At 69.0% G+C, this 24461-nt stretch carries 18 protein-coding genes, 1 tRNA gene and 2 pseudogenes; 17 read left to right on the top strand and 4 right to left on the bottom strand.

Features of this window, described 5'->3' with window-relative positions:
- Window positions 1-402: 402 nt before the first annotated feature.
- Genes AX018_RS15665 through AX018_RS15630 form a run of 8 tightly spaced genes read left to right on the top strand, consistent with a single transcriptional unit; the run spans window position 403 to window position 9937 of the window.
- Window positions 403-1041, top strand: coding sequence for a hypothetical protein (locus tag AX018_RS15665; RefSeq protein ID WP_111878918.1), 639 nt, complete (start codon window positions 403-405; stop codon window positions 1039-1041).
- A complete protein-coding gene (locus AX018_RS15660; protein WP_111878916.1) occupies window positions 1038-1667 on the top strand; it encodes a C39 family peptidase in 630 nt (209 codons plus the stop codon). The genes AX018_RS15665 and AX018_RS15660 overlap by 4 nt, the downstream gene beginning before the upstream one ends.
- Window positions 1660-2580, top strand: coding sequence for a hypothetical protein (locus AX018_RS15655; protein ID WP_111878914.1), 921 nt, complete (start codon window positions 1660-1662; stop codon window positions 2578-2580). The genes AX018_RS15660 and AX018_RS15655 overlap by 8 nt, the downstream gene beginning before the upstream one ends.
- A gap of 13 nt (window positions 2581-2593) precedes the next feature.
- A complete protein-coding gene (locus tag AX018_RS15650; RefSeq protein ID WP_111878911.1) occupies window positions 2594-2992 on the top strand; it encodes a hypothetical protein in 399 nt (132 codons plus the stop codon).
- A 50-nt stretch (window positions 2993-3042) separates the two neighbouring features.
- Entirely contained in the window at window positions 3043-4437 is a 1395-nt protein-coding gene (locus AX018_RS15645) for a hypothetical protein (protein WP_111878908.1), read from the top strand.
- Entirely contained in the window at window positions 4434-5456 is a 1023-nt protein-coding gene (locus AX018_RS15640) for a polyprenyl synthetase family protein (RefSeq protein ID WP_211322452.1), read from the top strand. The genes AX018_RS15645 and AX018_RS15640 overlap by 4 nt, the downstream gene beginning before the upstream one ends.
- Before the next feature lie 31 nt (window positions 5457-5487).
- Window positions 5488-7365 (top strand): hypothetical protein, encoded by a 1878-nt coding sequence (locus AX018_RS15635; RefSeq protein ID WP_111878906.1) that lies wholly within the window; start codon window positions 5488-5490, stop codon window positions 7363-7365.
- A 4-nt stretch (window positions 7366-7369) separates the two neighbouring features.
- Window positions 7370-9937 (top strand): hypothetical protein, encoded by a 2568-nt coding sequence (locus AX018_RS15630; RefSeq protein WP_111878903.1) that lies wholly within the window; start codon window positions 7370-7372, stop codon window positions 9935-9937.
- A 162-nt stretch (window positions 9938-10099) separates the two neighbouring features.
- Here AX018_RS15630 and AX018_RS15625 read toward each other — a convergent pair whose 3' ends face one another.
- Window positions 10100-10759 (bottom strand): c-type cytochrome, encoded by a 660-nt coding sequence (locus tag AX018_RS15625; protein ID WP_111878900.1) that lies wholly within the window; start codon window positions 10757-10759, stop codon window positions 10100-10102.
- Between the two features lie 118 nt (window positions 10760-10877).
- Between AX018_RS15625 and AX018_RS15620 the strand changes: the two genes are divergently transcribed.
- Genes AX018_RS15620 through AX018_RS15595 form a run of 6 tightly spaced genes read left to right on the top strand, consistent with a single transcriptional unit; the run spans window position 10878 to window position 20026 of the window.
- Window positions 10878-11732 (top strand): AAA family ATPase, encoded by an 855-nt coding sequence (locus AX018_RS15620; RefSeq protein WP_111878897.1) that lies wholly within the window; start codon window positions 10878-10880, stop codon window positions 11730-11732.
- A 10-nt stretch (window positions 11733-11742) separates the two neighbouring features.
- Window positions 11743-11973 (top strand): hypothetical protein, encoded by a 231-nt coding sequence (locus AX018_RS15615; RefSeq protein WP_111878894.1) that lies wholly within the window; start codon window positions 11743-11745, stop codon window positions 11971-11973.
- Between the two features lie 6 nt (window positions 11974-11979).
- Window positions 11980-12576, top strand: coding sequence for a GNAT family N-acetyltransferase (locus AX018_RS15610; protein WP_111878892.1), 597 nt, complete (start codon window positions 11980-11982; stop codon window positions 12574-12576).
- A gap of 46 nt (window positions 12577-12622) precedes the next feature.
- Window positions 12623-13810 (top strand): vWA domain-containing protein, encoded by a 1188-nt coding sequence (locus AX018_RS15605; RefSeq protein ID WP_111878889.1) that lies wholly within the window; start codon window positions 12623-12625, stop codon window positions 13808-13810.
- 5 nt (window positions 13811-13815) lie between these two features.
- The gene (locus tag AX018_RS15600) at window positions 13816-15705 is read left to right on the top strand and encodes an autotransporter assembly complex protein TamA (RefSeq protein ID WP_111878886.1); all 1890 of its coding nucleotides are present in this window, start codon (window positions 13816-13818) and stop codon (window positions 15703-15705) included.
- 28 nt (window positions 15706-15733) lie between these two features.
- Window positions 15734-20026, top strand: coding sequence for a translocation/assembly module TamB domain-containing protein (locus AX018_RS15595; protein WP_111878884.1), 4293 nt, complete (start codon window positions 15734-15736; stop codon window positions 20024-20026).
- 214 nt (window positions 20027-20240) lie between these two features.
- On the opposite strand, the gene AX018_RS15590 is transcribed toward AX018_RS15595, so the two are convergent.
- Complete coding sequence (locus AX018_RS15590; RefSeq protein WP_111878881.1) at window positions 20241-20531, bottom strand: hypothetical protein; 291 nt, start codon at window positions 20529-20531, stop codon at window positions 20241-20243.
- Between the two features lie 124 nt (window positions 20532-20655).
- On the opposite strand from AX018_RS15590, the gene AX018_RS15585 reads away from it, so the two are divergent.
- Window positions 20656-20730: transfer RNA gene (locus AX018_RS15585), tRNA-Arg, on the top strand.
- A 372-nt stretch (window positions 20731-21102) separates the two neighbouring features.
- On the opposite strand, the pseudogene AX018_RS15580 reads toward AX018_RS15585, so the two are convergent.
- Window positions 21103-22395, bottom strand: a pseudogene (locus tag AX018_RS15580) (IS3 family transposase).
- A 193-nt stretch (window positions 22396-22588) separates the two neighbouring features.
- A pseudogene (locus AX018_RS15575) lies at window positions 22589-23846 on the bottom strand (IS3 family transposase).
- Window positions 23847-23917: 71 nt separating this feature from the next.
- Here AX018_RS15575 and AX018_RS15565 point away from each other — a divergent pair.
- Together AX018_RS15565 and AX018_RS15560 are read left to right on the top strand one after the other, a co-directional pair.
- Complete coding sequence (locus AX018_RS15565; protein ID WP_353618495.1) at window positions 23918-24211, top strand: hypothetical protein; 294 nt, start codon at window positions 23918-23920, stop codon at window positions 24209-24211.
- The coding region (locus AX018_RS15560) for a transposase (RefSeq protein WP_146749282.1) at window positions 24208-24461 on the top strand (254 nt) is incomplete at its 3' end. The genes AX018_RS15565 and AX018_RS15560, both read left to right, overlap by 4 nt.

The following is a 24461-nucleotide window of genomic DNA, read 5'->3' as shown; positions in this document are numbered from 1 at the left end:
TAAGACGAATTCATTCCAGGAATCACACAGCGCCTCAAGAATGGACCGACTCGCACAAGACGAGGGAGGGGGCAGGCAAATGTCTGCCGAGTGAGGATCTGCGTGGCGCGCCCGGGATGGGCGCGCCCGTTCGCCAATACAACGAGAAGCCGGTGCCGACAAAAAGCCACCACCATTCGACCGCCCGCAAGCCAGGGGCGGTCGCCCGTTGCCGCCGCAACGGGATCGCGCCCCTGCGGCGCCAACGCCTGCCGGCCAGCCCTGGCCCGGGCGCCTTCCCCCATTTCCACGCACCACCCGCCGCCGCCATTGGCGCCGCGTCCCGCATCCGCGCGCAGGCCCCCCGGTCCTGCCGCGGTATCTCCGCCAGAGCAACCACGCCTTGAATCAGAGGGAATCCGCATGAGCAACGATCCGTTCACCCAGATCATCAACCAGGTCCTGCAAGGGCTCGTCTCGCAACTGAACCGCGAGATCAAGCCGGCCATCACCGGCGCGGGCTACGACCCCTACCAGAACGTCGCCTCCGGCTCGACCAGCATCGGGATCGGCTCCGCCTCGTATTCGGTGACGGACCTGACCGGCATTTCCTCGCTGCAGATCCAGGACATGGTGGTCAGCAACCTCAACGCGTCCGGCACCAATCTCTCGGGCACCCTGAACTTTCACGCGCAGCTCACCAGTTCCCTCTCGGCCCAGGCGAGCGGCTCCGTGCGCGTGCTGTTCGTACACCCCGGCATCTCCGGCAACATCCGCATCGACAACCCGACCATCGCCGGCAGCGCCCAGTTCCAGGCCAGCACCTCGGGCGGGAAGCTGTGCCTCAACAGCATCTCCGGCATGAGCGCGAATTTCAACTACGGCAACGCCTCGATCTGGATCAACGACCTCGGCCCGCTCAACTACCTGCTGCAGCCCGTGGAGAACCTGATCCTGGATGCCGCCAAGGGCGCCATCCGGTCCCTGATCTCATCGCAGGTCAACGACATCGTCAGCCAGCAGCTGAACAAGCTGCTGCCGCAGTGCGTGTCCTTCCCATGAAGCTGAGGATCGAGCCGCTGGCGCGCACCACGCGGCGCATCGGCCCGGTGCGCGCCGGCGCCCTCGCCGCGCAGGCCAGCGACGAGCAGCAGCTGCAACTGGCGCTGGAGCCGCAACTGCGCTCCAACTGGTGCTGGGCCGCGGTCACCTGCGCCGTCGCCGCCCATTACGGCGACACCTCGTGGCAGCAGGACACGCTGGCCTGGCGCATCCTGGCCCCGGACGACGTGCGCCCCGACAGCGCCCCGCCGCCCAGCCTGCTGCAGGAAGAGCGCTTCAACCAGCAGGCCGCCATGGAACGCACGCTGCGCTACGTGAACTGCCTGGCCGGCTGGAGCAGCGGGCGCCCCCCCTTCCGCCGCCTGATGCGCGAGCTGGAAGAAGGCCGCCCGATGGCGGTCGCCATCCGCTGGCAGGCCGGGCCGCAGCACTACGTGCTCGTGGACGGCTACTGCCGCACGCGGCGCGCGATCTCCGTCGCCGACCCGCAGTGCGGCCGTGCCCTGGTCGATTTCGACGACTTCCCCCAGCACTACCGCCATGGCGGCGAGTGGATGGAAACCTACTGGACGCACAGCCCCCGTTCGACACACCCGACATGCAAAGGAGAGTTGGAACATGAGTAACTACGACGCAGCGCTGGTGCTGGATGCCGGCACCCTCAACAAGGGGATGACCCAGCTCTATGGCAACGCCCAGGCCCGGCAGAAGTTCTTCCAGGGCACCGAGGCCGTCGGCCAGATGGGCATCACCTCCGTGGACTGGAGCATCGATGCCGCACCGCAATTCGTGCTGGCGCCGCCCACCCTCACCCAGTGGAACGACCCGCACACCTTCACGCCCTCCGGGCAGACCAAGCCGCCCCAGCCCACGGACCAGATGTTCCAGGTGCAGCTGGCCTCCGTGACCACCACCTTCAACCTGCAGGATGGAACGAAGTCGAAGCTGAATTTCGCGCTGACCGTCTTCGCCCAGGTGACGGTGTCCAACCGCCAGATCCAGCTCGGCCCGGTCGCGGTGCTGCCGATCAATCCGACCGGCGCCTCGGAGTTCATGCTGCAGGTGATGTGCGGCATCGTGTTCACGAAAGTGCAGGACCTGCTCAAGGCCTACCAGATTCCACCCTGCATCACGATCGAGGGCCAGGATTTCACGCCGCCGGTCGTGACCGTCACGGGGAGCCATCTGGTGCTGGCCAGCAACCTGCTGGCGAACGGCACGCCGGACATCAGCGGCGTGCAATGGCCGCAGAAGCCGCTCGGCGTGCTGGTCGGGCGCCGGCTGCTGTCCACGCTGCTGCAGAAATACAGCAGCGCACTCGTCCAGAAGATGGACGACGCCAAGATCAACAAGAGCGACAGCAACTGGACGGGCAGCTACTCGCTGAACGGCGGCATCAGCAACGCCTCGGTCGCGCTCGGCTCGACCCTGCCGAACGTCAACGTCTCCGCCACGTTCGCCGCCACCGCCGAGGTCGGCGTCTCGTGGTGGCTGGTCCCCGCCGCCTGCGCGGTCGAAGCCGCATCGAATCTGCTGTGACAGGAGCCACACCATGGTTGATTTTGCAAAAGCCACTTTCAGCACCAAGCCCTCGCCCGTGACGGTCACCGTCGCGCCCGTCGTCTCCGGATCGAAAACGGTGCAGCTGCAGCTCCAGCCGCTGCCCGCCTTCACGATCACCTATGCCGCCGATGGCAGCGGGTGGGAGAAATTCAATGCCGGCCTCCTGGAGCACGTGGCCAACATCATCATCGGCGTGGCCACGCCCTTCATCACATCCGCCGCCCAGAGCGCGGCACAGAAGGCCCTCAACGAGAACGCCTCGTTCAGCGTGCCGGACATCCCCCTGCAGCTCGACGGCATCAGCCTGAAGCTGACCCCCTCGAACCTGAACATTTCCACCGCGGACGCGGACCACGTGCTGGTCACGGCCAACGTCGACATCGCCTGACACGACCGGCTCCGGTCAATCGAATGAGGAGAATTTTCATGAGCGCTGGAATGCAAGCTTTTCAAGACGGCTGGAAAAATCGGTCCACCGTCCCCCTGAATGCCGCCCTGCCCCGCCAGATCGGCATCAGCGACGTCCCGCCACTGCCGCTGGCACGCTCGCTGGACATGCCCGCACAGGCCGGCTTCGCGCGCGGCTCCCTGGGCATCGAGCTGTCCGCCATGCAGCTGTCGCTGCCCCAGGACGGCCTGCCCGTGATCGAACACAGCAGCGACGCACAGGGCCGCTGCGTGCTGGCGGTGCGCCTGCAAGGCATCGCGCTGCAAGGCACGTACACCGTGCAGGGCACGCAGGTCTGGGAAGCCGACCTGGACGGAGCCGGCACGGCCCTGCCGCCGGGAGCGCGGCGGCGCGGCGGCACCGACGACACCAACGCGCATCCCGCCTGGATCCAGACCGCGAACGACCAGCGCGCCGCGCTGCAGAACGTGCCCGGCGGCAACGGCGCGACGCTGCTGACCACCTATTCCAACCACCGCGCCGCCTTCAACGACGTGTTCACCGATCCGCTGGCCTATGCCTTCCAGGCCGGCTGGGGCACGCAGGCCATCTCCGACATGGCGGAGGACACCCATACCGCGCTGAACAACGGCAACGGCAATGGCGACGGCAGCTACGTCAACGACAAGGACAAGCAGTACGGCGGCACGACCTACAACGGCAACGCGCAGACCCAGAAACTGGCGCTGCTGACCGCCCTGACCGCGCTGGCCGGAAGCACGAACTCGCCGCAAAACAATATCGATCCGAACAACCCCTACAACCAGGCGGCGGCGGCCACGCTGAGCTTCGGCTCCAGCGTCGTCAAGAACACCATCCACGACAAGAACGTGGAAAAGAAGATCGACAACGTTCCGCAGCTCACCAAGGACGGCGTATACACCGTGGTGCAGAACGGCACCCCTGCGGAGCCCAACACCGTGGAAGAAGTGCACCAGTTCCTGAACGGCAGCCCGATCGGCGGCCGCGACGCGCAGGGCAACACCTGGACCATGGTGCTCAACGAGGACGAGCGCGCCTTCGTGCGCAAGATGCAGGCCGACATCGCCGAGCACGCCGCGCGGCTGGCGGCGCTCAAGCCCGTGGCCCTGACCGCGGGCGGGCTGCAGGCGCGGCTCGCCTGCCATGTGTCCCTGCAATTCGGCGCGCAGGCGGATGGCACGCCGGTGCTGATCGACGGGCGCGTCGAGCTGGACGGCTTCGATCTGCACTTCGACGACGGCGGCTGGGACAACTCCCTGGGCCAGGGGCTCGCACAGGCCGTGCGCGAGGCGCTCGGGGAAGCGCGCTTCATCAAGAGCCTGCTGCACGATCGCATCGCCGACGCGCTGGAGCGCGCTCTGGTCCGGCCGCTGGCCCAGGCCCTGGTGGACGCGCAACCGTGAGGATCGCTGCCGCCGGGCAGGACCCGGTCCAGGCCATCCTGCAGGACCTGATGGCGGCGGAGATGCGGGGCTTCGAGCGCGAACTGGCCGACGCGCTGGAGCCGCAGAAGGGCTACCTGTCGGACGCCGAGATGGCGCTCTACCGGGGCGGCAAGAAGCTGCGGCCGCTGATGCTGTTGCTCACGGCCCGCGTGTTCCAGCCCGGGGGCGACCTGCCCTACAAGGTGATGCGCGCCTCCGCCTCGCTGGAGATGCTGCACGTGGCGAGCCTGATCCACGACGACATCGTGGACCACGCCTCGCTGCGGCGCGGCCACAGCAGCGTGAACGCGGCGCGCGGCACCGAGATGGCGATCCTGATCGGCGACATGCAGTTCCTGCAGGCGGTGCGCTGCTTCGTCGATGCGATCGAGGACATGAACGACATGCAGCTCGTGAAGTGGGTGCTGGACTCGGCCTTCGACATCTGCCGCGGCGAGATCGACGAGATGACCACCCAGCCCTACTGGCACCCGGACTCCCTGCTGAGCCGCTACCTCACCACGGTGGACCGCAAGACCGCCGTGCTGTTCGGGCTGGCCTGCGAATCCGGCGCCGCGCTCATGCGCGCGCGCACCTCCGAGCTGCGCCGCCTGGGCTCCTTCGGCCGCTACATGGGACGCGCCTTCCAGATGATGGACGACATCTTCGATCTGGCGCACTCGGACGAGGAGGCCGGCAAGAGCAAGGGCATCGATCTGCACCAGCGCCGCATCACCCTGCCCATCATCCACGCGATGAAGCTGTTCGGCGACGAGCACCCCATGGTGCGCTACCTGCGCAGCAAGGAAACACCGCCCCCGCAGCAGATCGACGCCTGGGTCGACGAGATCCGCCGCTCGGATGCCTTCGCGATGGCCTACGCGCAGGCGCGCAGCACGGCACTGCAGGCCGTGCAGTTCCTGGAGAACCTGCCCGCCGGCCCGCACCTGCGGGCCCTGCACGACATCACGATGCACGTCGTCAACCGACCCTACTGATTCAATTTTTCCGAGAGAGAGGGGAGCCACCATGGGCTTGCAGCTATTCAACTTCGTCTACAACACCTTGATGCAGAAGGCGAACGACAACAGGCCGGACAACAGCCTGTTCCTGCCGGTCGCGCTGTCGAACATGAAGCAGTCGGACGGCACGCCGTACCTGCCGCTGAAGGGCAACAACTGGGACCTGAACAACATCAGCGGCGCGGTGGATATCTCGAACGACCTGGCCGTTTCCTGGTTCAACGCGTTGATGCCTCAGATCATCCGGCTGAGCCAGGCGAAACCCGGCCCGCAGGTCACCCAGCAGATGATCGACGACGCCCAGGCGGCCTTCACCTACATCAGGACGCAGAACCTGAACGTGAAGCCCTATGCCGGCGTCGGCCCCGACCTGAACGTGAGCCGCATCGAGATCGACGGCCTGGCGAACATCCAGGTGAGCGGGCAGCCGCCCACGGTCAGCTCCAGCAACGATGGCTATGCCGCGCAGATCACGCTGAACCTCAATGCCTACCCCTCCAAGGGGCAGGCCTGGAACGAGGCGCTCGCGCTCGCGGGCCCGGAGGCGGGGCAGGACCCCGCGACCCAGCCTCCCACGCCCTTCGATGGCCTGGGCTTCACGCTGACGCAGTGCCTGTGCTTCGTCGACAAGAAGGGCAACGTGGTAGCTCCGCCGCCGACGCTGGGATTCACGCCCTCGCCCCGGCACGCGAACGGCTTCGACAGCAGTTCCACCGGCATCGCCCTGCTGACCATGGGCAACGCCAAGGTGGTGTCCGACACGAAAGTGACCGTGGCCAGCGGCGGCAAAGCCCTGCAGATCGCCCTCGACACCATCCGGCTGACCGCGGTGCAGGGGACCGTGCCCGCCTTCACGCTGCAGAACCTGCAATACCAGAGCATCGCGCCGGTGCCCTTTCCGTCCTACATCCAGACCACCGCCTTCTACGGGCCCTGGAGCGCGTTCTTCAAACAGGTGCTGTCCACCAACGAAGCGTCGCAGATGCTGACCGACCAGGTCAATGGCGCGCTGATGGACAAAGGCAACCGCGGCCAGGTGCAAACCCTGCTCAACGAGCAGCTGGACAGCGCCTTCAACGACATCTTCGGCAGCACGCAGGTGGCCAACAGCACCGTGGACACCGATGCGAACGCGGTGGACAAGTACCTGTTCAACCGCGCGCGCGGCGCGCTCAACGACCGCAACAGCTACGTGTACCTTCCCACGCTGGTGCTGGGATCGGGGTCGCCGGTGCTGGAGCCCTACACCGCCACCGATCTGAGCATCCCCGGCCCGTTCACCACCCAGGTGTTCGGCAGCGTCAACATCTCCATCTCGGCCATCGTGCTGCAGAACCTGGTCATCCATGGCCTCTCGAACGTGGTCGTGCCGCCGGACAACCTCCGCTTCGGCGCCAACCAGCAGGCCAATGCGAAACTGCTGCTGGGCTCCATGAACCCGGGCCCGACGGTGAATGTCAAGGGCACGCCGCGCACCGTACCCTCGCCGCCCGCCACGGCCAGCACCCCCTTCACGCTGAACGTGCAGGTCGGCCAGAACGCGCCGATCCCGCTGAGCGGCACGCTGAGCCTCAACCTCCAGAACCAGAGCGGCACGCTCGGCATCCAGACCTCGCTGACCGCCTCCGGCGACACGCCCCAGGAACTGCAGCTCACCTACAGCCAGATCCAGCTGGTGGCCGGCGACAAGGACGTGGCGCTCACCATCACCCTGTCGGACACCGATGCGCAGTACGCCGCCTTCATCAATGCCTTCATCGGCCAGTCGCAGCTCATCGAGGCCATCGTCTCCGCGCTGAACGACTACATCGGCCAGAACCTTTCGCAGATCAGCGAGGCGGCGACCCGGTTCGCCCGCTCCGCCCTGAACAACCTGGGGCAGTGACGCCATGGGCACCAACGACATCTACACCACCCTGCAAGGGGCGCTGCAATCGACCGACACGACCAAGCTGCTGCAACTGGCGCAGGACGCGTTCCCCGGCCCCATCCAGACCGCGCTGGGCGACTACCTGAACGGCATCACGCTGCAGCTCGGCTCCGCCGCGAGCCTGACGGTCAACCCCTCCACCAAGCAGCTGCAGCTGCAGCTGCAGGCCCAGCTCGATGGCGCCGACCTCGACCTGCAGGCCACCCAGGGCGGCGCCACGCTGACGCTGAGCAGCACGCAGTACACCGACGCGCAGGTGGTGCTGACCTTCAGCCGCGCGGATGGCGGCGTGGAGATGACGCTCGACGCGACCATGGGCCAGAGCCTGCAGTGGCCGCTGCAGGGCCTCTGGCCCGCGATGCTCGACTGGAGCCCCGCCAACCAGATCGCCTTCTCCCGTGGCCAGCTGTCGCTGCGCTACGCATCGGGCGCGTCCGTGCAATTCACCGGGCAGGGCGGCCTGCTCTATTCCGGCCAGCCTTTCGTGAATGCCGCGCTCGGCGTGCAGCGCACCAGCCAGGGCACCGGCATCATGGTCGGCGCCGTGGTGGAGCAATGGTCGCCGGGCTCGCTGTGGAAGCCGCTGTCGGCCCTGGTGTTCAACCACAGCGGCGTGGTGGTGTCCACCATCCCTGGCCAGTCCGGCAGCCTGTCGTCGCTCGGCCTGCTGAGCGCCGAAGACGTCCCCGCGATCGCGGGCGACTTCGACATCGCGCCCGGCTTCGTGCTGTTCACCTCGCTGCAGCTCACCGACTCGCTGAAGGCCGTTGCGAACTTCATGGGCGATGTCTCGCAGCTCGATCTGTTCGCCTCGTACGCCAAGGACAGCGGCGACAAGTCGCTCAAGGCGGTCCTGAACAATAAGTTCAGCGCCATGGACAACGGCATCTTCGCGTTCAACGGCTTCCAGCTCACCTGGGACGATCCCGGGCAAGGCAACAGCAGCATCAGCGCCCAGGCCTCCGGCACCTTCCATCCCGAGCCGGGCACCGCCATCGACCTCAGCCTCACGGGCCGCATCGTCCCGTCCGAGGGCGACCTGAGCCTGACCCTCGGCGTGAAGGACTGGAACCAGCCCTTCGGCCTGCGCACGGTGAACATCCTGGACCTGCACGGCACCGTGACGGTGGGCGCGGCGGCGGCCGGCGTGACCCTGAGCGCGGGCGGCGCCCTGAAGCTGCAGAACCCGGACGCGCCGCAGTACGAGTTCGACGTCGGCTTCGAGGTCGAGGTCGTGGACTTCGAGGTGCCCAACGGCATCGCGCTCTGGACGCAGGCCGACCAGGCGCCGATGCAGGTCTCGAACGTGCTCAACGCGGCATTCGCGCTCGATTTCTCCCCGCAGACGCTGGACCGCGACGGCGAGCCCGCGATCGCCGACGTGGTGCGGTTCCTGGACGCGATCATCAGCATCCGCCAGTTCACCTTCTGGTTCGTGGAAGGCGCGCAGTTGCAGTCGATCGGCGACCACGGCCCGTTCCCGGCCGGCTTCGGGCTGCAGGCGGATTTCGCCCTGCTGGGCCAGCCGGACGTGCAGGTCACGGCCACGCTGGTCGAAGCGGCCAACGCCAAGGCCGGCTTCTCCGGCTACATCCTGGTGCAGCAGGCCATCGCCTGGGGCTCGGTCTTCCGGCTCTCCGGCTGGGACCCCGACACGCGCAAGCCGAACGGCCAGGGCCCGCAACTGGCGATCGCCGCCACGCCCGAGGGCATCGTGGTGCCGGGCGTGAACGGCGGGAACCCGGTGCGCTTCTATTCCTCGCTCTACCTGCAGTTCCTGGACGTGGTGGAAGACCACCTGTACGCACTCGCCACCACCGACAACCGGTTCCAGCTGGACTATGCGGTGCAGAACGGCCAGCCGGCCGGCGGCTGCGGCGCCTGGAGCGGGCACAGCATCACCTTCCTGCTCGACCCCGACAAGACCCAGCTCGGCGCCTCCTTCAGCTTCAACTTCGGCTGGCAGGACATCGAATGGAACGGGATCACGCTGTGGGGCGTGACGCTGGTGCCCCAGATCCGGCTGCCGAACTTCAGCGTCGCCGCCGGGCTGGGCTTCTCCGCCTCGCTGCAGTCGCTGGTCGTGACGGGCTTTTTCGACTTCAGCCTGTTCGGGCTCGACCTGCACCTGGGCGACCAGGGCAACCCCTACACCCTGCTGAATGTGGACGTGGCGGGCGTCATCACCCACCTCAAGGACGTCGCCGGCCACCTGCTCACCGTGCTGCAGCAGAAGGCGTCGGAGCTGCTCCAGGCGGTGCTCTCCAGCCTGGCCGACTTCCTGCGCTGGGCCAAGGACCAGTGGCGCAACTTCGTCAACGGCCTGGAGCTGATCGGCCAGATCCTCAAGGACCAATTCCAGCAGCTCGGCAAGGCCCTGGCCAGCCTGCTGCAGGGCCTGGGCGCGCTGGCGGCGCAGGTGCAGCAGGCCATGGTGGCCCTGGGCTACGCGCTGGAACAGGTGGTGGACTGGGTTGGGGACCTGTTCGGCTGCCCGATCTCCAAGGCATCGAACGCGCTGTCGTGACGGGCCCCGCGCCCATGGGCTTGCCCGCCGGGCGAGCCCATGGGCCGGGAGATCCGGCGGCCCGCCAGCGCTACCGGGATGAATATGGAAGGAAATGCATTTTCATTTTCTTCCATTTGAAAATGGGTGAATACCCTGGAATATCCCCGGGCGGTAGAAAGCTCAACGGAAACGGGATTGCGGCACCACCTGCAATTCGCCGTCGAGCGAGCCCAGGTATCCGGCCAGCGCCTTCAGTTCGGCATTGGAGAACTGCTTGGCGACGCCCGCCATGATGGCATTAGAGCGGCCCAGGTGGGCGTTCTTGTCGGTCTTGTAGGCCTTGAGCGCGACGAAGAGGTAATCGGCGTGCTGGCCCGCGATCTTCGGGTAGGAAGGATCGATGGGCTTGGAGAAATTCTCGCCGTGGCAGGACACGCAGGCGCCCTTTTGCAGCAGCTGCGCCACCTGCGCGCTCGGCTCGCGCGAGGCCTTGGCGGGGGCGCCGCCCGGGCGCGGCTGGGCGGCGTAGTAGGCGGCCACGTCGGCGATGTCCTGCTCGGAGAGGGAGTCGGCGATGCCGCGCATGGTGGGGTGCCGGCGGTCGCCCTTCTTGTAGGACTCCAGCGCCGCGGCGATGTAGCGGGCGCCCTGGCCCGAGATCATGGGCACCTTGTGCACCTCGGGAAAGCTCGCCTGGTAGCCGGGGATGCCGTGGCAGCCGATGCACATGGCGATCTTGCCCTCGCCCGCCTTCGGGTCGCCCTTGATCTCCTGGGCAGAGGCGCCGAAGGTCACGCAAGCGACAGCGACGGCGAATATCGTGGTCAACTTCTTGTTCATTTTGCGCGCACAATCCAAAGGAGTTTGTCGGTGCTCGAAGGGCGAAAATGATTATAGCCAGCGCCCGTTCCGGCGATTTATCAACGATTACCCTATTACCACTGCCGCTGCACTCGCCATGAAATTCCAAGGCTCCGAGAGTTATGTCGCCACCGCGGATCTCAAGCTCGCCGTGAATGCCGCCATCACGCTGCAGCGGCCGCTGCTGGTCAAGGGCGAGCCGGGCACGGGCAAGACCCTGCTGGCCGAGGAAGTGGCGCGCTCGCTCGGCTTGCCCCTGCTGCAGTGGCACGTCAAGTCCACCACCAAGGCGCAGCAGGGCCTCTACGAATACGACGCGGTGAGCCGGCTGCGCGACAGCCAGCTCGGCGATGCCGAGAGCGGCGAGCGCGTGAAGGACATCCGCAACTACATCCTGCAGGGCGTGCTGTGGCAGGCATTCACGGCCGAGCGACCCGTGGCGCTGCTGATCGACGAGATCGACAAGGCCGACATCGAATTCCCCAACGACCTGCTGCGCGAGCTCGACCGCATGGAATTCCACTGCTACGAGACGCGCGAACTGGTCCGCGCGAAGCACCGGCCGCTGGTGTTCATCACCTCCAACAACGAGAAGGAGCTGCCCGACGCCTTCCTGCGCCGCTGCTTCTTCCACTACATCCGCTTCCCCGACGCGGACACCATGCGCCAGATCGTCGCGGTGCACTTCCCCACGCTCAAGGGCGATCTGCTCGCGGCCGCGATGAAAACTTTCTACGAGGTGCGCAACCTGCCCGGCCTCAAGAAAAAGCCCTCCACCAGCGAACTCATCGACTGGCTCAAGCTGCTGGTGGCCGAGGACATCCCCCTCTCGGCGCTGCAGAGCGGCGACGACAAGGTGGCGATCCCGCCGCTGGTGGGCGCGCTGCTCAAGAACGAGCAGGACGTGGGCCTGTTCGAGAAGCTGGTCTTCATGAACCAGCGCCACCGCTGAGGGGCCCGCGATGAGCGACGCGCGGCGGCTGCTGATCGAGGGCCTGTCCGACGCCCTGGGCTTCGTCGGCGGGGCCCTCGCGGGCTACGGGCTCGGCCAGTGGCTGGGCCTGGACGTTTTCGCGCCGGGCTACGGCGCCGCCAGCCTCGCGGGCATCGCCCTCGTGGGCCTGGGCGGCGGCCTGGGCCTGCAGGGCGCGCGGCGCTGGCGCGCCGCCCGCCAGGCATCCACCAAGGACTGATCCCCCATGGCGTTCATCGAACCCGTCACCCTCCGGGACCGCGGCGTGCGGCTGGAGCCCCTGGCCCTGTCGCACGAAGCCGGCCTGGTCGCGGCCGCGGCCGATGGCAACCTCTGGACCCTGCGCGTCACCTCCGTGCCCGAACCCGGCGCCACGCGCGCCTACGTCGAGGCCGCGCTGGACGGCCGCGCCCAGGGCCACCGCTTCGCCTTCGCGGTGCTCGACGACGCCAGCGGCGAGGTGCTGGGCACCACCAGCTTCCACGACGTGCTGCCCGCCGTGCGCCGCGTGGAGATCGGCTACACGTGGTACGCCAAGCGCGTGCAGCGCACCCACGTCAACACCACGGCCAAGCTGCTCATGATGGGGCATGCGTTCGACGCCCTGGGCTGCCACGTGGTGGGCTGGCGCACCGACAACTTCAACTTCGCGTCGCAGCGCGCCATCGAACGCCTGGGCGCACGCAGGGACGGTGTGCTCCGCGGCCACGCGCTGCGCCGCGACGGCACCATCCGCGACACGGTGATGTACAGCCTCCGGTCTGGCGAGTGGCCCGAGACGAAGGCCCATTTGCTATATCTTTTAGAGCAACATCCCCAATAAAACCGGCGACATGGAGCCTCTTCTTGCCTGAACCGGAGCGCCCAGCATGCTGATCGACTTCTTCTACGCGCTGCGCGCCGGCCAACTGCCGGTGTCGGTCAAGGAATACCTCGCGCTGCTGGAGGCCCTGGAGGCGGGCGTGGTGGGCCCGCGCTCCGAGGGCGGCTGGAGCCAGGACGACTTCTACCACCTCGCGCGCACCGTGCTCGTCAAGGACGAGAAGCACTTCGACAAGTTCGACCGCGCGTTCGGCGCCTACTTCAAGGGCGTGGAGCTGGTGGCCGACTTCCGCAAGGAGATCCCCACCGACTGGCTGCGCCAGGTGCTGGAGCGCGAGCTCACCCCCGAGCAGAAGGCCGCCATCGAGAAGATGGGCTGGGACGAGCTCATGGAGACGCTGAAAAAACGCCTGGAAGAGCAGCAGGAGCGCCACGAGGGCGGCAGCAAGTGGATCGGCACCGGCGGCACCAGCCCCTTCGGCCATGGCGGCACCAACCCGCAGGGCGTGCGCATCGGCGGCCAGGGCCGCAACAAGAGCGCCGTGAAGGTCTGGGACCAGCGCGCCTTCCGCGACTACGACGACACCCAGGAGCTGGGCACGCGCAACATCAAGGTGGCCCTGCGGCGCCTGCGCCGCTTCGCGCGGGAGGGCAACGCGCTGGAGCTGGATCTGCCGGACACCATCCGCAGCACGGCCGCCAACGCGGGCTGGCTCGACATCAGGATGGTGCCCGAGCGCCACAACAACGCGCGCGTGCTGCTGCTCATGGACGTGGGCGGCTCGATGGACGAGCACGTGCAGCGGGTGGAGGAGCTGTTCTCCGCCGCCCGCAGCGAGTTCAAGCACCTGGAGTTCTACTACTTCCACAACTGCGTCTATGACTACGTGTGGAAGAACAACCGGCGCCGCTTCGCGGAGAAGTTCCCCACCTGGGACCTCATCCGCAAGTACAACCGCGACTACAAGCTGATCTTCGTGGGCGACGCGACCATGAGCCCCTACGAGATCCTGCAGCCCGGCGGCAGCGTGGAATACAACAACGAGGAGCCCGGCGCCGAGTGGCTGCAGCGGCTCACGCACGCCTTCCCGAAACACGCCTGGATCAACCCCGAACCGCAGGGCGTGTGGCAGTACCGGCAAAGTATCGGCCTCATCCTACAGTTGCTGGGGGGGCGGATGCACCCTTTGTCCCTCAAGGGGCTCGAAGAGGCCATGCGGCTGCTGTCAAAATAATCTTCATGCCCAGCCTTTCCTCAGCGCCGGCCCGTTGGCCGGCGTTGCTGCTTCTGAGTCTCATGGCGCTCCAGGGCTGCAGCCTGCTGCCCGGCGCCCGCGACAAGGCGGACAGCGACGACGACACCGCCACCCTCGCCTCCGATGCCGGCCCCGCCGGCACGGGGGCCGAGGCGTTCACCCTCGAAGTGCGCGGCCCCGAGGCCGTGCGCGAACTGCTCACGCGCCACATGGAGCTGCAGCGCTTTCGCCGCCTGCCGGACCTGCAGGCCGGCGAACTCTCGCGCCTGCTGGGCGCGGCCGAGGCGAACGCGCGCGAGTTGCTCGCCACCCTGGGCTACTTCAGCCCCACGCTCGCCATCGCCCTGAAGGAGACGCCCGGCGCGGCCGCCCCGCGCGCCATCACCGTGGACGTGGAGCCCGGCCCGATGGCGCGCGTCACCAGCACCGACGTCGCCTTCACCGGCCCGGAGGCGGAATCGCCCGAATTCGCCCGGCGCAAGGAGCGCATCCAGCGCGCTTGGCCGCTGCAGCCCGGCCAGCCCTTCACGCAGGATGCCTGGGACGGCGCCAAGGCCGACGGCCTGCGCCAGCTGCAGGCGCGGCGCTACCCCACGGCCCGCATCGATGCGAGCCGCGCCGAGATCGACGCCGACCGCGCCGAGGCCCGGCTGGGCGTGACCTACGCGCCCGGCCCCGCCTACCGCTTCGGGCCGCTGCGCGTGCGCGGCAGCGAGCGCTACGACCCCGACGGCGCGCGCCGCATCGCGCGGCTGCCCACCGGCGCCGACTACTCCGAGGCCGCGCTGCTCGACGCCCAGTCGCGCCTGGCCAGCAGCGGCTATTACGACGCCGTGTTCCTCGCGCTCGACACCGAGGGCACCGATCCGCAGGCCGCGCCGGTCACGGCCCAGGTGCGCGAGGCGCCGCTCAAGAAGGTCGTCTTCGGCGTGGGCGTCTCCACCGACAGCGGCCCGCGCCTGAGCCTGGACCACATCCACAACCGCCTGCCCGGCATCGGCTGGCGCGCGGTGAGCAAGATCGCCATCGACCGGAAGACCCGGCTGGCCTCCACCGAATGGACCGACCTGCCGGGCGAGGACGGCTGGCGCTGGTTCGGCGGCGCGCAACTGCAGCGCGAGCAGACCGGCAGCTACGACACCGACAGCAGCCGCCTGCGCGGCGGGCGCACCAAGAGCGACGGCCACATCGACCGCAGCTACTTCCTGCAGTACGACACGGCCAAGAGCCGGGGCACCGATGCGCCGCCCTCCAGCAGCGCCATCAGCGCCAACTACGGCTGGACCGGCCGCTACTTCAACAGCGACACCGCCCCCACGCGCGGCTACGGCATCGCGGCGGAACTGGGCGCGGGCACCACGCTGCGGCCCGAGCGCGACCCGTTCCTGCGCGCGCGCCTGCGCGGGCAGGCCTTCGTGCCCATGGGCCGGGTGGACATGGGCGAGGGCGTAACGCGCGCGAGCCGGCTGTCGCTGCGCGCCGAGGGCGGCGCGGTGATCGCGCGGGACGGCGCCGACATCCCGGTGACCCAGCTCTTTCTCACCGGCGGCGACACCACCGTGCGCGGCTACGGCTACCAGAAGATCGGCGCGCGCACCGACAACGGCACGCTCTACGGCGGCCGCTACCTCGCCGTGGCCAGCATGGAATGGCAGCGGCCCATCGAGCTGCGCGGCAACCGCACCGACTTCGAGAGCGCCGTGTTCGTGGACGCCGGCGCCGTGGCCGACCGCGTGGGCGACCTGGACCCGCGCGTGGGCGTGGGCGCCGGCCTGCGCTGGCGCAGCCCCGTGGGCCCGCTGCAGGCCGACATCGCCTACGGCGTGCAGGCCAAGGCGCTGCGGCTGCACCTGCGCCTGGGCTTCAGCTTCTGACCGGCATTGACTGTTTTCGCGCGATCCGATGGCCACGCACCAGACCCCGAACCCCTACGCCGCCGCCGCAGCCCCCCGCCCCCCGGCGCCCCGCAAGGGACGCGCCTGGCGCATCGCGCTGTGGGCCCTCGCCGGCCTCTGCGCCCTCGTGCTCGCCCTGCTCGCGGCCGCCTGGTGGTGGGCCGGCACCGGCACCTCGCTCGCCACCACGCTCGCGCAGGCGGCCCGCTACCTGCCGGCCGGGCAGACCCTCGAAACCCGCGACGTGACCGGCTCGGTGCGCGCGGGCGGCCGCATCGGCTGGCTGCGCTGGAGCAGCCCGACCCTGGCCGTGGAAGTGCAGGACGCGCGCATCGGCTGGAGCCTGCCGCCGCTGCTGCGGCGCGAACTCACGCTGGGCGAGGTCCACGCCGCGCGCGTCGTCGCCACGCCCCGGCCGGCGGCGCGGCCCGAACCCGACACGCCCCCGCAGCCGCTGGAGCAGCTGGTGCTGCCGCTGCGCATCGACCTGCCGCTGCGCGTGGACGAGATCACCTGGGCCGCCGCCAGCCCCGTGACGGTGCGCCACCTTGCCGGCCGCTACCGCTTCGACGGCGAGCAGCACCGCGCCACGCTCGACAGCCTCGAATTCGCCCAGGGCCGCTACACCGCCAGCGCCACGCTGCAGGCGCAGGCGCCCATGGCGCTCGTGCTGACCGCCGACGGCGTGGTGCGCACGCCCGCGCCGGGCGGCGGCGCCGACCTGGACGCCACGGCCCGCGCCGAGGTGCGCGGCACCCTGGCCACGGCCGCCGCGCGGCTCGACGCCACCGCCCGCCTGCAGGCCACGCCGGCCCCGACCCCTGCCGCCTCCACCCCGGCCGGCCCCGCCTCGCACGCACCACGCGGCGGCACGGCGGCCACGCGGCCCGCGCCCGCATCGCCCCCCGCCGCCGCCGAGCCCATGCGCGCGGACGTGCAGGCCCGCATCGCCCCCTGGGCCACGCAGCCCCTGCTGGAAGCGCGCGCCGAACTGCAGGCCCTGGACGTGGCGGCCCTCTGGCCCGGCGCGCCGGCCACGCGCCTGAGCGGGCGCATCGGCGCAGCCCCGGCCCCGGCCGTGCCCCCGGCCACCGCCACCGGCTGGGCCCTCTCCGCCCAGCTGAGCAACGCCCTGCCCGGCCCCTGGGACCGGGGCCGGCTGCCCGTCGAATCCCTCGACGCCCGCGCGGATTTCGACGGCACCCGCTGGACCGTGCCCCAGGCCACCGCGCGCGTGGGCGGCGGCAGCATCGCGCTCGAAGGCGCCGCCTTCACTCCCGCCACACAGGCCCTGCAGGGCGACCTGGAACTGCGCGGCGTGCGCCCCGACGCCGTGCTGAGCACCCTCGACCCCGCGCCCCTGGCCGGCCGCGCCCGCGCGCGCAGCCCAGGCGCCGAGGCCGGCGCCGCCGCGCCGCCCGTGGTGCAGTTCTCGGCCGACATCCACGCGGGCGCCACGGGCTCCCCGCGCCCCGCCCGGGCCGCCGGCGCCTCCACCGCCAGCGCGGCGCCGCGCATCGACCGCATCGCGGCCGAAGGCACGTGGCAGGGCGGCGTGCTCGCCCTGGCCCAGCTGCAGATCGACGCGCTGCAGGCGCAGGCCCGCGCGCGGCAGCTGCGCATCGACACGGCCGCGCGCTCGGCGCAGGGCCAGTTGCAGGCCACGCTGCCCGGCGCCACCGCGCAGGCGGACGGCCGCATCGCCCCGCGCGCGGGTGCCGGCACGCTGGAGCTGCGCGTGGCCGACGCCCGGCGCGTGCAGCAGTGGATCGAGTCCGTCCCCGGCCTGCGCACCGCGCTGGGTGGCGCGGCGCTGCAGGGCGAGGCCCGGCTCGCCGGGCGCTGGAACGGCGGCTGGCAGTCCCTGCAGGGGCAACTGCAGGCCGCGGGCCTCGTGGCGCGCCCCGCCGGCGCGGCGGCCACCGCGCCCGGCCCCTTCGACTGGCAGGCGCAGTTCGCCACGCCGCGCTGGGAAGTCGCCCTGCCCCCCCGGCCGGGCACCGGCGCGGGCCCCGCCACCGTGCGGCTCACGGCCGTGCGCGCCGAGCTGTCGGGCTCCGTGCCCCGGTCCACGCTGGCGCTCGACGGCGAGGCCCGGCTGGACGAGCGCCGCCTCGACCTGCACCTGCGCGGCACCGCCGGCGCGCCCGCGCCGGGCCGGTGGAACGCGCAGATCGACGAGCTGCGCGTGCAGGCCCGCGACGGGCAGCGGCCCGGCCCCTGGACCGTGCAGTTCGCGCAGCCGCTCACCGTGGCGGCGGACACCGCGCCCGCGCTGCGGGTGGAGACCTCGGGCGGGCAGGCGCGCGTCACCGGCCCCGCGCCCGGCGCGGTGGCCCTGCGCTGGGAGCCCGTGCGCTTCGTGCGCACGCCGGCCGGCGGCCTGCAGCTGCGCACGCGCGGCCAGCTCCAGGGGCTGCCCATGGCCTGGGCCGAGGCCGTGGCCCAGGGCAGCGACGCCCTCGCCCGCCTGGGGATGCAGGGCGACCTCGTCTTCGACGGCGACTGGGACGTGGACGCGGGCGACACCCTGCGCGCCAGCGCCAGCCTGCGCCGCACCGCCGGCGACCTCCGCCTGCTGACCGGCGCCGCGCCCACCGCCACCGTGGTGCGCAGCAGCGGCCCCAGCACGGGAACGGGCGCGGGGGCCGGACTCGCCGCCCGCGCGGCGGCGGCCACCACCGCCACGGACACGCGCGAAGGCCCCGGCACGCCCGCCGGCGTGCGCGCCGCCGAGCTGCAACTGCAGGCCGAGGGCGAGGACGTGCGCGCGCGCCTGCGCTGGGACAGCGAGCGCGCCGGGCAGATCCAGGCCGAGGCCGCCACCCGCCTGGGCCGGGCCGACGGCGGCTGGCAATGGCCCGCCGACGCGCCCGTCTCGGCCACGGCGCGCGCGCGCCTGCCCGACATCGGCGTGTGGTCCGCCCTCGCGCCGCCGGGCTGGCGCGTGCAGGGCATGCTCGACGCCGACGTCGCCCTCTCGGGCAGCCGCGCCGCGCCGCGCTGGAGCGGCACGCTCGCGGCCGACCGGCTCGCGGTGCGCTCGCTGCTGGACGGCGTGGACCTGCAGAACGGCCGCCTGCGCGCCGCCCTGCGCGGCGACCGGCTCGACGTGACCGAATTCCGCGTGAACGGCGGCGCCGGCAGCAGCGCGCGCATCGCCGGCTTCAGCGGCAACCGCACCGCCGCGCCCAAGGACGGCGGCACGCTCTCGGGCACGGGCAGCGTCTCGTGGGCCGGGCTGGGCCAGGGCGGCGCGGCCACGGGCTCTAGCTCGGGCATCGCCATGGATTTCAGCGCCGAGGCGCGCGCGCTGCAGGTGCTGGTGCGCGCCGACCGGCAGGTGAGCGTCTCGGGCCAGGTGCGGGCGCAACTGCGCCAGGGCCAGCTCTCGCTGCGCGGCAAGCTCACCACCGACCGCGCCACCATCATCCTGGCCGAGGCCGGCGCGCCCAGCCTGGGCAGCGACGTGGTCGTGCGCTCGGCCGCCAAGGACCGCGAGGACGCCCGGGCCGCGGAACGCGCCGGTGCCCAGGCCGGCCGCGTCGAGGCCGCGCGCCCGCCCGACATCGCGCTCACCCTCGACCTGGGCGACGACTTCGCGCTGCAGGGCCACGGCATCACCACGCGCCTCGCGGGCCAGCTCGAAATCCGGGGCGCCGCCACGCTGGGCGGCCCGCCGCGCATCACCGGCGAGGTGCGCACCGTGGAAGGCCGCTACCGCGCCTGGGGCCAGTCGCTCAACGTGGAGACCGGCCTCGCGCGCTTCAACGGCCCCTACGACAACCCCGCGCTGGACGTGCTGGCCATCCGCCCCAATATCAGCGTGCGCGCGGGCGTGCAGGTCACGGGCACGGCCAAGGCGCCGCGCGTGGCGCTCTACTCCGACCCCGAACTGCCCGACGCCGAGAAACTCTCCTGGGTGGTGCTGGGCCGCAGCGCGGCCTCCGGCGGCGCCGAGGCGGCCCTGCTGCAGCAGGCCGCGCTCGCCCTGCTCGGCGGAGGCGGCGGCAACGGCGGCGCGGGCAACTTCGCCAACCGCCTGGGGCTCGACGAGATCGGCTTCCGGGGCCCGCGATCGAGCAGCGGCACCAGCTCCACGGGCGAGGACGCCGCCGGCGCGGCCCTCACCTTCGGCAAGCGGCTCTCCAAGGACCTCTACGTGACCTACGAGCGCAGCCTCTCGGGTGCCCTCGGCACGCTCTACATCTTCTACGACCTCACCCAGCGGCTCACCCTGCGCGGCCAGACGGGCGTGCAGAGCGCGGTGGACCTCATCTACACCCTTCGTTATGAGTGAAAAGGCCTCCATGTCGCCGAAAACGCTGCATGGATTGCTACATAAAGAATAGCAACCGACACCACCGCCCCGCCGGGGCGGGGCGGCCTCTCAGAACGTGTTCACGATCTCAGGGTTTGCCATCCAAGAGAGAACCAGGCGCGAAGCTGCAGACAGTGCCGCAGCACAGGCCAAGGCGAAGCAACGCAGTGATCTTTTTGATGGCGAAGCCATCTCAGCGCCGCGGCCCCGGCGCGAGCTGGATGGTGCCCACCGCCGGCGACACCTCCAGCGCCGCCCGGGGCGCCAGCCAGTGCACCCACACGCCGCGCAGCCACGCCAGCGCATACAGCCCCGACACCGCGAACACCCCCCACTGCCCCGTGCGCCAGCTGGCCCAGAACCAGAACGGCTGCCCCAGCAGCCCGAACACGCAGGCCCACCGCCGCCACCGCGCCGCGCGGGCCTGCGACAGCCAGACGGCAAGGGCACCGAAGAGGGCAATGGCGATCTGATCGAAGGACATAGGGATGAGCATACTGTATATCCAAACAGTCACCATCCCCATATCCCCGGAACCGTCCGGGTCACCCCGGGGCGGCCCCGCCGCGCCGGGACACCCGCGCGCGGGCCTTACAATCCGCCCTCTTCTCCTCGTAGTTCAATGGATAGAACGAGTGCCTCCTAAGCGCTAGATACAGGTTCGATTCCTGTCGAGGGGACCACACCGAAGGCCGTATCGTTCCAAAGACGTGCGGTCTTTTTCTTTTCCCCTGTAGTGGGCAGTTCCGAACAGTGCATAGATATGCGCCGAAGTGCGCCGGAATCCAGGGGTATGTGGGGGTACATCTGCAGCGCCCCCACCCCTACTTGCGCGTACAAAAATGGGGGGAAGCGGTCGGTTTCCGCCTTGCGGCTCCCAGACTTCGGCCCTCCCTCATTTTTCCCGGCGTTGCGAGCGGCTAGAAGCGGCCGGTCTTGGTCCGCAATCGCCCCAGGTTTTTGATAGCCCCTGGTCTCACCTCATCGCACCAGGGATGCACATTTATGGGCATCTGCAATTCACCTGACCTTGCCCCCGTATTCCCGGACCCGTCCTATTCGCAACGTAACGACGCGTCCTTGACGGTTGAGCGGCGTGCCTGGGCGGCCTGATGCCGCCGGAACTCTCTGGGTGAACGCATTTTCAACGACGAGTGCGGATGCACCTCGTTGAAGTGCTCGAAGGCCGCCGGTAGTTGCGCCAGCACGGAGGCCGCATCGCTCAGGTCCATGCGAGCCACGTAGTCGCGCTTGAACGCGTTGACGAAGCTCTCGGCCATGCCGTTGCTCTGCGGACTGCACACCGGCGTGTTGATCGGCTTGAGGCCCAGTGAGCGGGCCACCCCTCGCGTCTCGGCCGCGATATAGGCGCTGCCGTTGTCACTGAGGAACTCCAGCCAGTGGTCGGCAGGCACTGCCTCCACCGAGTCAAAGCGCTTCTCCACCGCCTCGATCAGCATCTCGCGCACCGGCTCACCGGGCAAGCCTTTGCCCTCCCAGGCTCGCCAGGCGATCACTTCGCGGTCGCAGCAATCCTTGGCGAACGTGGTCGTCACCGTCTGCCCCGAGTCGCACCTGATCTCCAGCCCATCGGAGCACCAGCGCAGATCGCTGCACCCCACCGCCACGGTGCCCTCGTGCCTTCGGCTGGACTGGCGCCGTCGGGGTGTCTTGGGCAGCAGCAGTCCGGCCTGGGCCATCACGCGGTAGGCACGCTTGGGATTGACCCGTGTGCTGCCTTGTGTGCCTGTTTGCGCGCTGCGCTGGCGGTTGACCAGGGCGCAGGCGCGTCGATACCCGTAGCTGGGCAGATCGGTGATCTGCTGGCGGATCTCGGCCAGCAACTGCGCATCGCCCGCTGGCGTGCGCCCCTTGCGGCCATCGCGCCAGTCCTCGCTGCGGTGATGCAGCTGATGCACATGCGAGCGCGCCACGCCCAACGCCCGGCAGACCGTCTTCATTGGTCGTCTCCGGGCAACAAGGGCGAGCGCGCAATCCACTTTTTTTCGGCAGCGTACTCCACGGCTTCCTTGAGAATTTCATTCTCCAACGTCTTCTTGCCCAGCACCCTCTGCAGCTTGGCGATCTCGGCGCGGGCTGCGGCCAGCTCCGATGCGGGCACCACGGCTTCGCCGGCACTGACGGCCGTCAGGGCGCCTTGGCGATTGAGCTTTCTCCACTGGAACAGCAAGCTGGCAGCGACGCCTTCCTGGCGCGCCACCAGCGACGCTCATGCCCGGCTCGTAAGTGCGCCGCACCAACGCGGCTTTCTCCGCAGGAGACCAGCGCCTGCGGCGCTGGTCTTTCAAGATGACTTCAACAGTGTCCGTATGCCTGGTCGTACTCACAGTCCTACTCCTATCTTCAAAGATAAGCGATAGGACGGGGCCGGGGTTTCAGGGGGCTATCTCACACCGTCGCAACCCGCTTCTTCGCTAACCGTGTTTTTGCGTGAGATCAGTACTACAACCGCATGAATGCTGGGTTTGGCTGATCTCACTTTGATCTCACTTGAAGCAGGAGTGAATCGCCGCGTCTTTTCTAGACACTCCTGAGCCGTTGGGAATATTGGTGTTCGAACTCAACCGGTAAGAGGCCGCCCGTCGATGAGTGTCGGCGTTGGGGGTTATAGAACATTTCGATGTAGTTGAAGACGAACGAACGAGCTTCGTCTCGGGTCGTGTAGATGCGGCGACGAATGCGTTCGCGCTTGAGCAGTTGGAAGAAGCTCTCGGTCACGGCGTTGTCGTGGCAGTTGCCGCACCGGCTCATGCTGCTGACCAAGTTGTGCTCGCGCAGAAAGGCCTGCCATTCGTGGCCGGTGAATTGGCAGCCCTGATCGGAGTGCACCAGCACGGGGGCTTGCGGCTGGCGACGCCACAGGGCCATCAGTAGCGCGTCCAGGACCAGACCGGTATCGATGCGGTTGCCCATCGACCATCCCACCACCTGTCTGGAGAACAGGTCGACCACGACCGCCAAGTAGAGCCAGCCTTCGTGCGTCCGGATATAGGTAATGTCGGCGACCCACGACTGGTTGGGCTGTGCCGCAGTGAACTGGCGCTGCAGGTGGTTCAGCGCAACCACGCCAAGCTTGCCGCCTCGCACGCCGGGTTTTCGGCTGTAGCCCGTCTGGGAGCGCAGGCCTTCGCTCTTGAGCAAGTGCGCCACTCGGTACTTACCGCAAGGCTCGCCCAAGTTCCGCATGTCCAGCGTCAGCTTGCGGTAGCCGTATACGCCGCCGCTCCCCAGCCATGCCTGTTTGAGCAAGCCCATCAGCCTCTGGTCGTCCTTGGCCCTCGGGCTCAGCGGCTGAGCCTTCCATGCGTAGTAGCCGCTGGGGTGAATCTGCATCATTTGGCACATGCGTCGCACGCTGTATGCCTGCTCGTGCTGCTCGATGAACGCGTACCTCACCCGGACTACTTGGCGAAGTACGCTGCGGCCTTTTTTAGGATGTCGCGCTCCTCGGTCACGCGCCTGAGCTCGGCCTTCAAGCGCCGCAACTCCTCGGTCTGAGACTCTTGGGAACCTCTCAAAACCCCGATCCCAGTTACGCAGCGCCCATATAAATCAACAAGTTACGGCGCTCAAACTTGCAAATTCGGAGGTTTTGAGAGGTTCCCTCTTACGTCCGTCGCTCAGGTACAGGCTCTGCATAGACCTTGATCCACTTGTACAAGCTGTGCTGGCTGACGCCGATCCGGGCCGAGACGTCGGCCACCCAGTGGCCTCGCTCCGTGATCTGCTTGACCGCTTCGATCTTGAATTCTTCGGGGTAGGGCTGTTTGCTTGTCATGGCACCTCCTATTGGGCCTCAGCCTCAGGTTTGAGGCTCGAAGGTGTCTAGCAAAGCCGGGGCGATTCACCATGGCCGCCGCGCGTGCCGAGCGCGGGCGCATCGAGCGGGGCAAAGCCACCATGGAGCTGACGCTGGCCCTGGGGCGGCCCGACCTTGTGCCTCGTGCGCCGGTGACGCTGCGCGGGTTCAAAGACGTGATCGACGCCACCGACTGGCTGGTGGTGAAGCTGACGCACACCCTAGGCGATAGCGGGCTGACCACACGCCTGGAATTGAAAAAACGTGTAGGGTTAGGGATTCTCTGCACGAATCCCATCGGGATGTGCGTGCGCAATCCTGAAGCCGAGACAATACGCGCATGAAGCAAAGCAGCCTGGGCCTGGGCAACACCATCAAGCGGACCCGCAAGCGCGAGTTCCTTGATGCGATGGAACTGGTGGTTCCCTGGGGCGAGCTGGTTTCGCTGATCGAGCCCCACGCGCCCGAGAGTGGCCGCCGTGGCCAGCAGCCCTTTGCGGTGCAGACGCTGCTGCGCATCCACTTCATGCAACAGTGGTTCAAGCTCAGCGACCCGGCCATGGAAGAAGCATTGCACGACGTGCCCGCCTTCCG

The sequence above is a fragment of the Paracidovorax anthurii genome (assembly GCF_003269065.1).
In the GTDB taxonomy this organism is placed as follows: Bacteria; Pseudomonadota; Gammaproteobacteria; order Burkholderiales; family Burkholderiaceae_C; genus Paracidovorax; species Paracidovorax anthurii.
The sequence above is the reverse complement of the archived record's forward strand: the minus strand, read 5'-3'. Positions and strand labels throughout refer to the sequence as shown.

Excerpts from the sequence above, each read along its gene's own strand:
- AX018_RS15665 (WP_111878918.1), top strand. The coding sequence starts at position 403 with ATGAGCAACGATCCGTTCACCCAGATCATCAACCAGGTCCTGCAAGGG.
- AX018_RS15650 (WP_111878911.1), top strand. The coding sequence starts at position 2,594 with ATGGTTGATTTTGCAAAAGCCACTTTCAGCACCAAGCCCTCGCCCGTG.
- AX018_RS15635 (WP_111878906.1), top strand. The coding sequence starts at position 5,488 with ATGGGCTTGCAGCTATTCAACTTCGTCTACAACACCTTGATGCAGAAG.
- AX018_RS15645 (WP_111878908.1), top strand. The coding sequence starts at position 3,043 with ATGCAAGCTTTTCAAGACGGCTGGAAAAATCGGTCCACCGTCCCCCTG.
- AX018_RS15625 (WP_111878900.1), bottom strand. The coding sequence starts at position 10,759 with ATGAACAAGAAGTTGACCACGATATTCGCCGTCGCTGTCGCTTGCGTG.
- AX018_RS15600 (WP_111878886.1), top strand. The coding sequence starts at position 13,816 with ATGCCCAGCCTTTCCTCAGCGCCGGCCCGTTGGCCGGCGTTGCTGCTT.
- AX018_RS15610 (WP_111878892.1), top strand. The coding sequence starts at position 11,980 with ATGGCGTTCATCGAACCCGTCACCCTCCGGGACCGCGGCGTGCGGCTG.
- AX018_RS15655 (WP_111878914.1), top strand. The coding sequence starts at position 1,660 with ATGAGTAACTACGACGCAGCGCTGGTGCTGGATGCCGGCACCCTCAAC.
- AX018_RS15630 (WP_111878903.1), top strand. The coding sequence starts at position 7,370 with ATGGGCACCAACGACATCTACACCACCCTGCAAGGGGCGCTGCAATCG.
- AX018_RS15615 (WP_111878894.1), top strand. The coding sequence starts at position 11,743 with ATGAGCGACGCGCGGCGGCTGCTGATCGAGGGCCTGTCCGACGCCCTG.
- AX018_RS15660 (WP_111878916.1), top strand. The coding sequence starts at position 1,038 with ATGAAGCTGAGGATCGAGCCGCTGGCGCGCACCACGCGGCGCATCGGC.
- AX018_RS15620 (WP_111878897.1), top strand. The coding sequence starts at position 10,878 with ATGAAATTCCAAGGCTCCGAGAGTTATGTCGCCACCGCGGATCTCAAG.
- AX018_RS15565 (WP_353618495.1), top strand. The coding sequence starts at position 23,918 with ATGGCCGCCGCGCGTGCCGAGCGCGGGCGCATCGAGCGGGGCAAAGCC.
- AX018_RS15595 (WP_111878884.1), top strand. The coding sequence starts at position 15,734 with ATGGCCACGCACCAGACCCCGAACCCCTACGCCGCCGCCGCAGCCCCC.
- AX018_RS15605 (WP_111878889.1), top strand. The coding sequence starts at position 12,623 with ATGCTGATCGACTTCTTCTACGCGCTGCGCGCCGGCCAACTGCCGGTG.
- AX018_RS15590 (WP_111878881.1), bottom strand. The coding sequence starts at position 20,531 with ATGTCCTTCGATCAGATCGCCATTGCCCTCTTCGGTGCCCTTGCCGTC.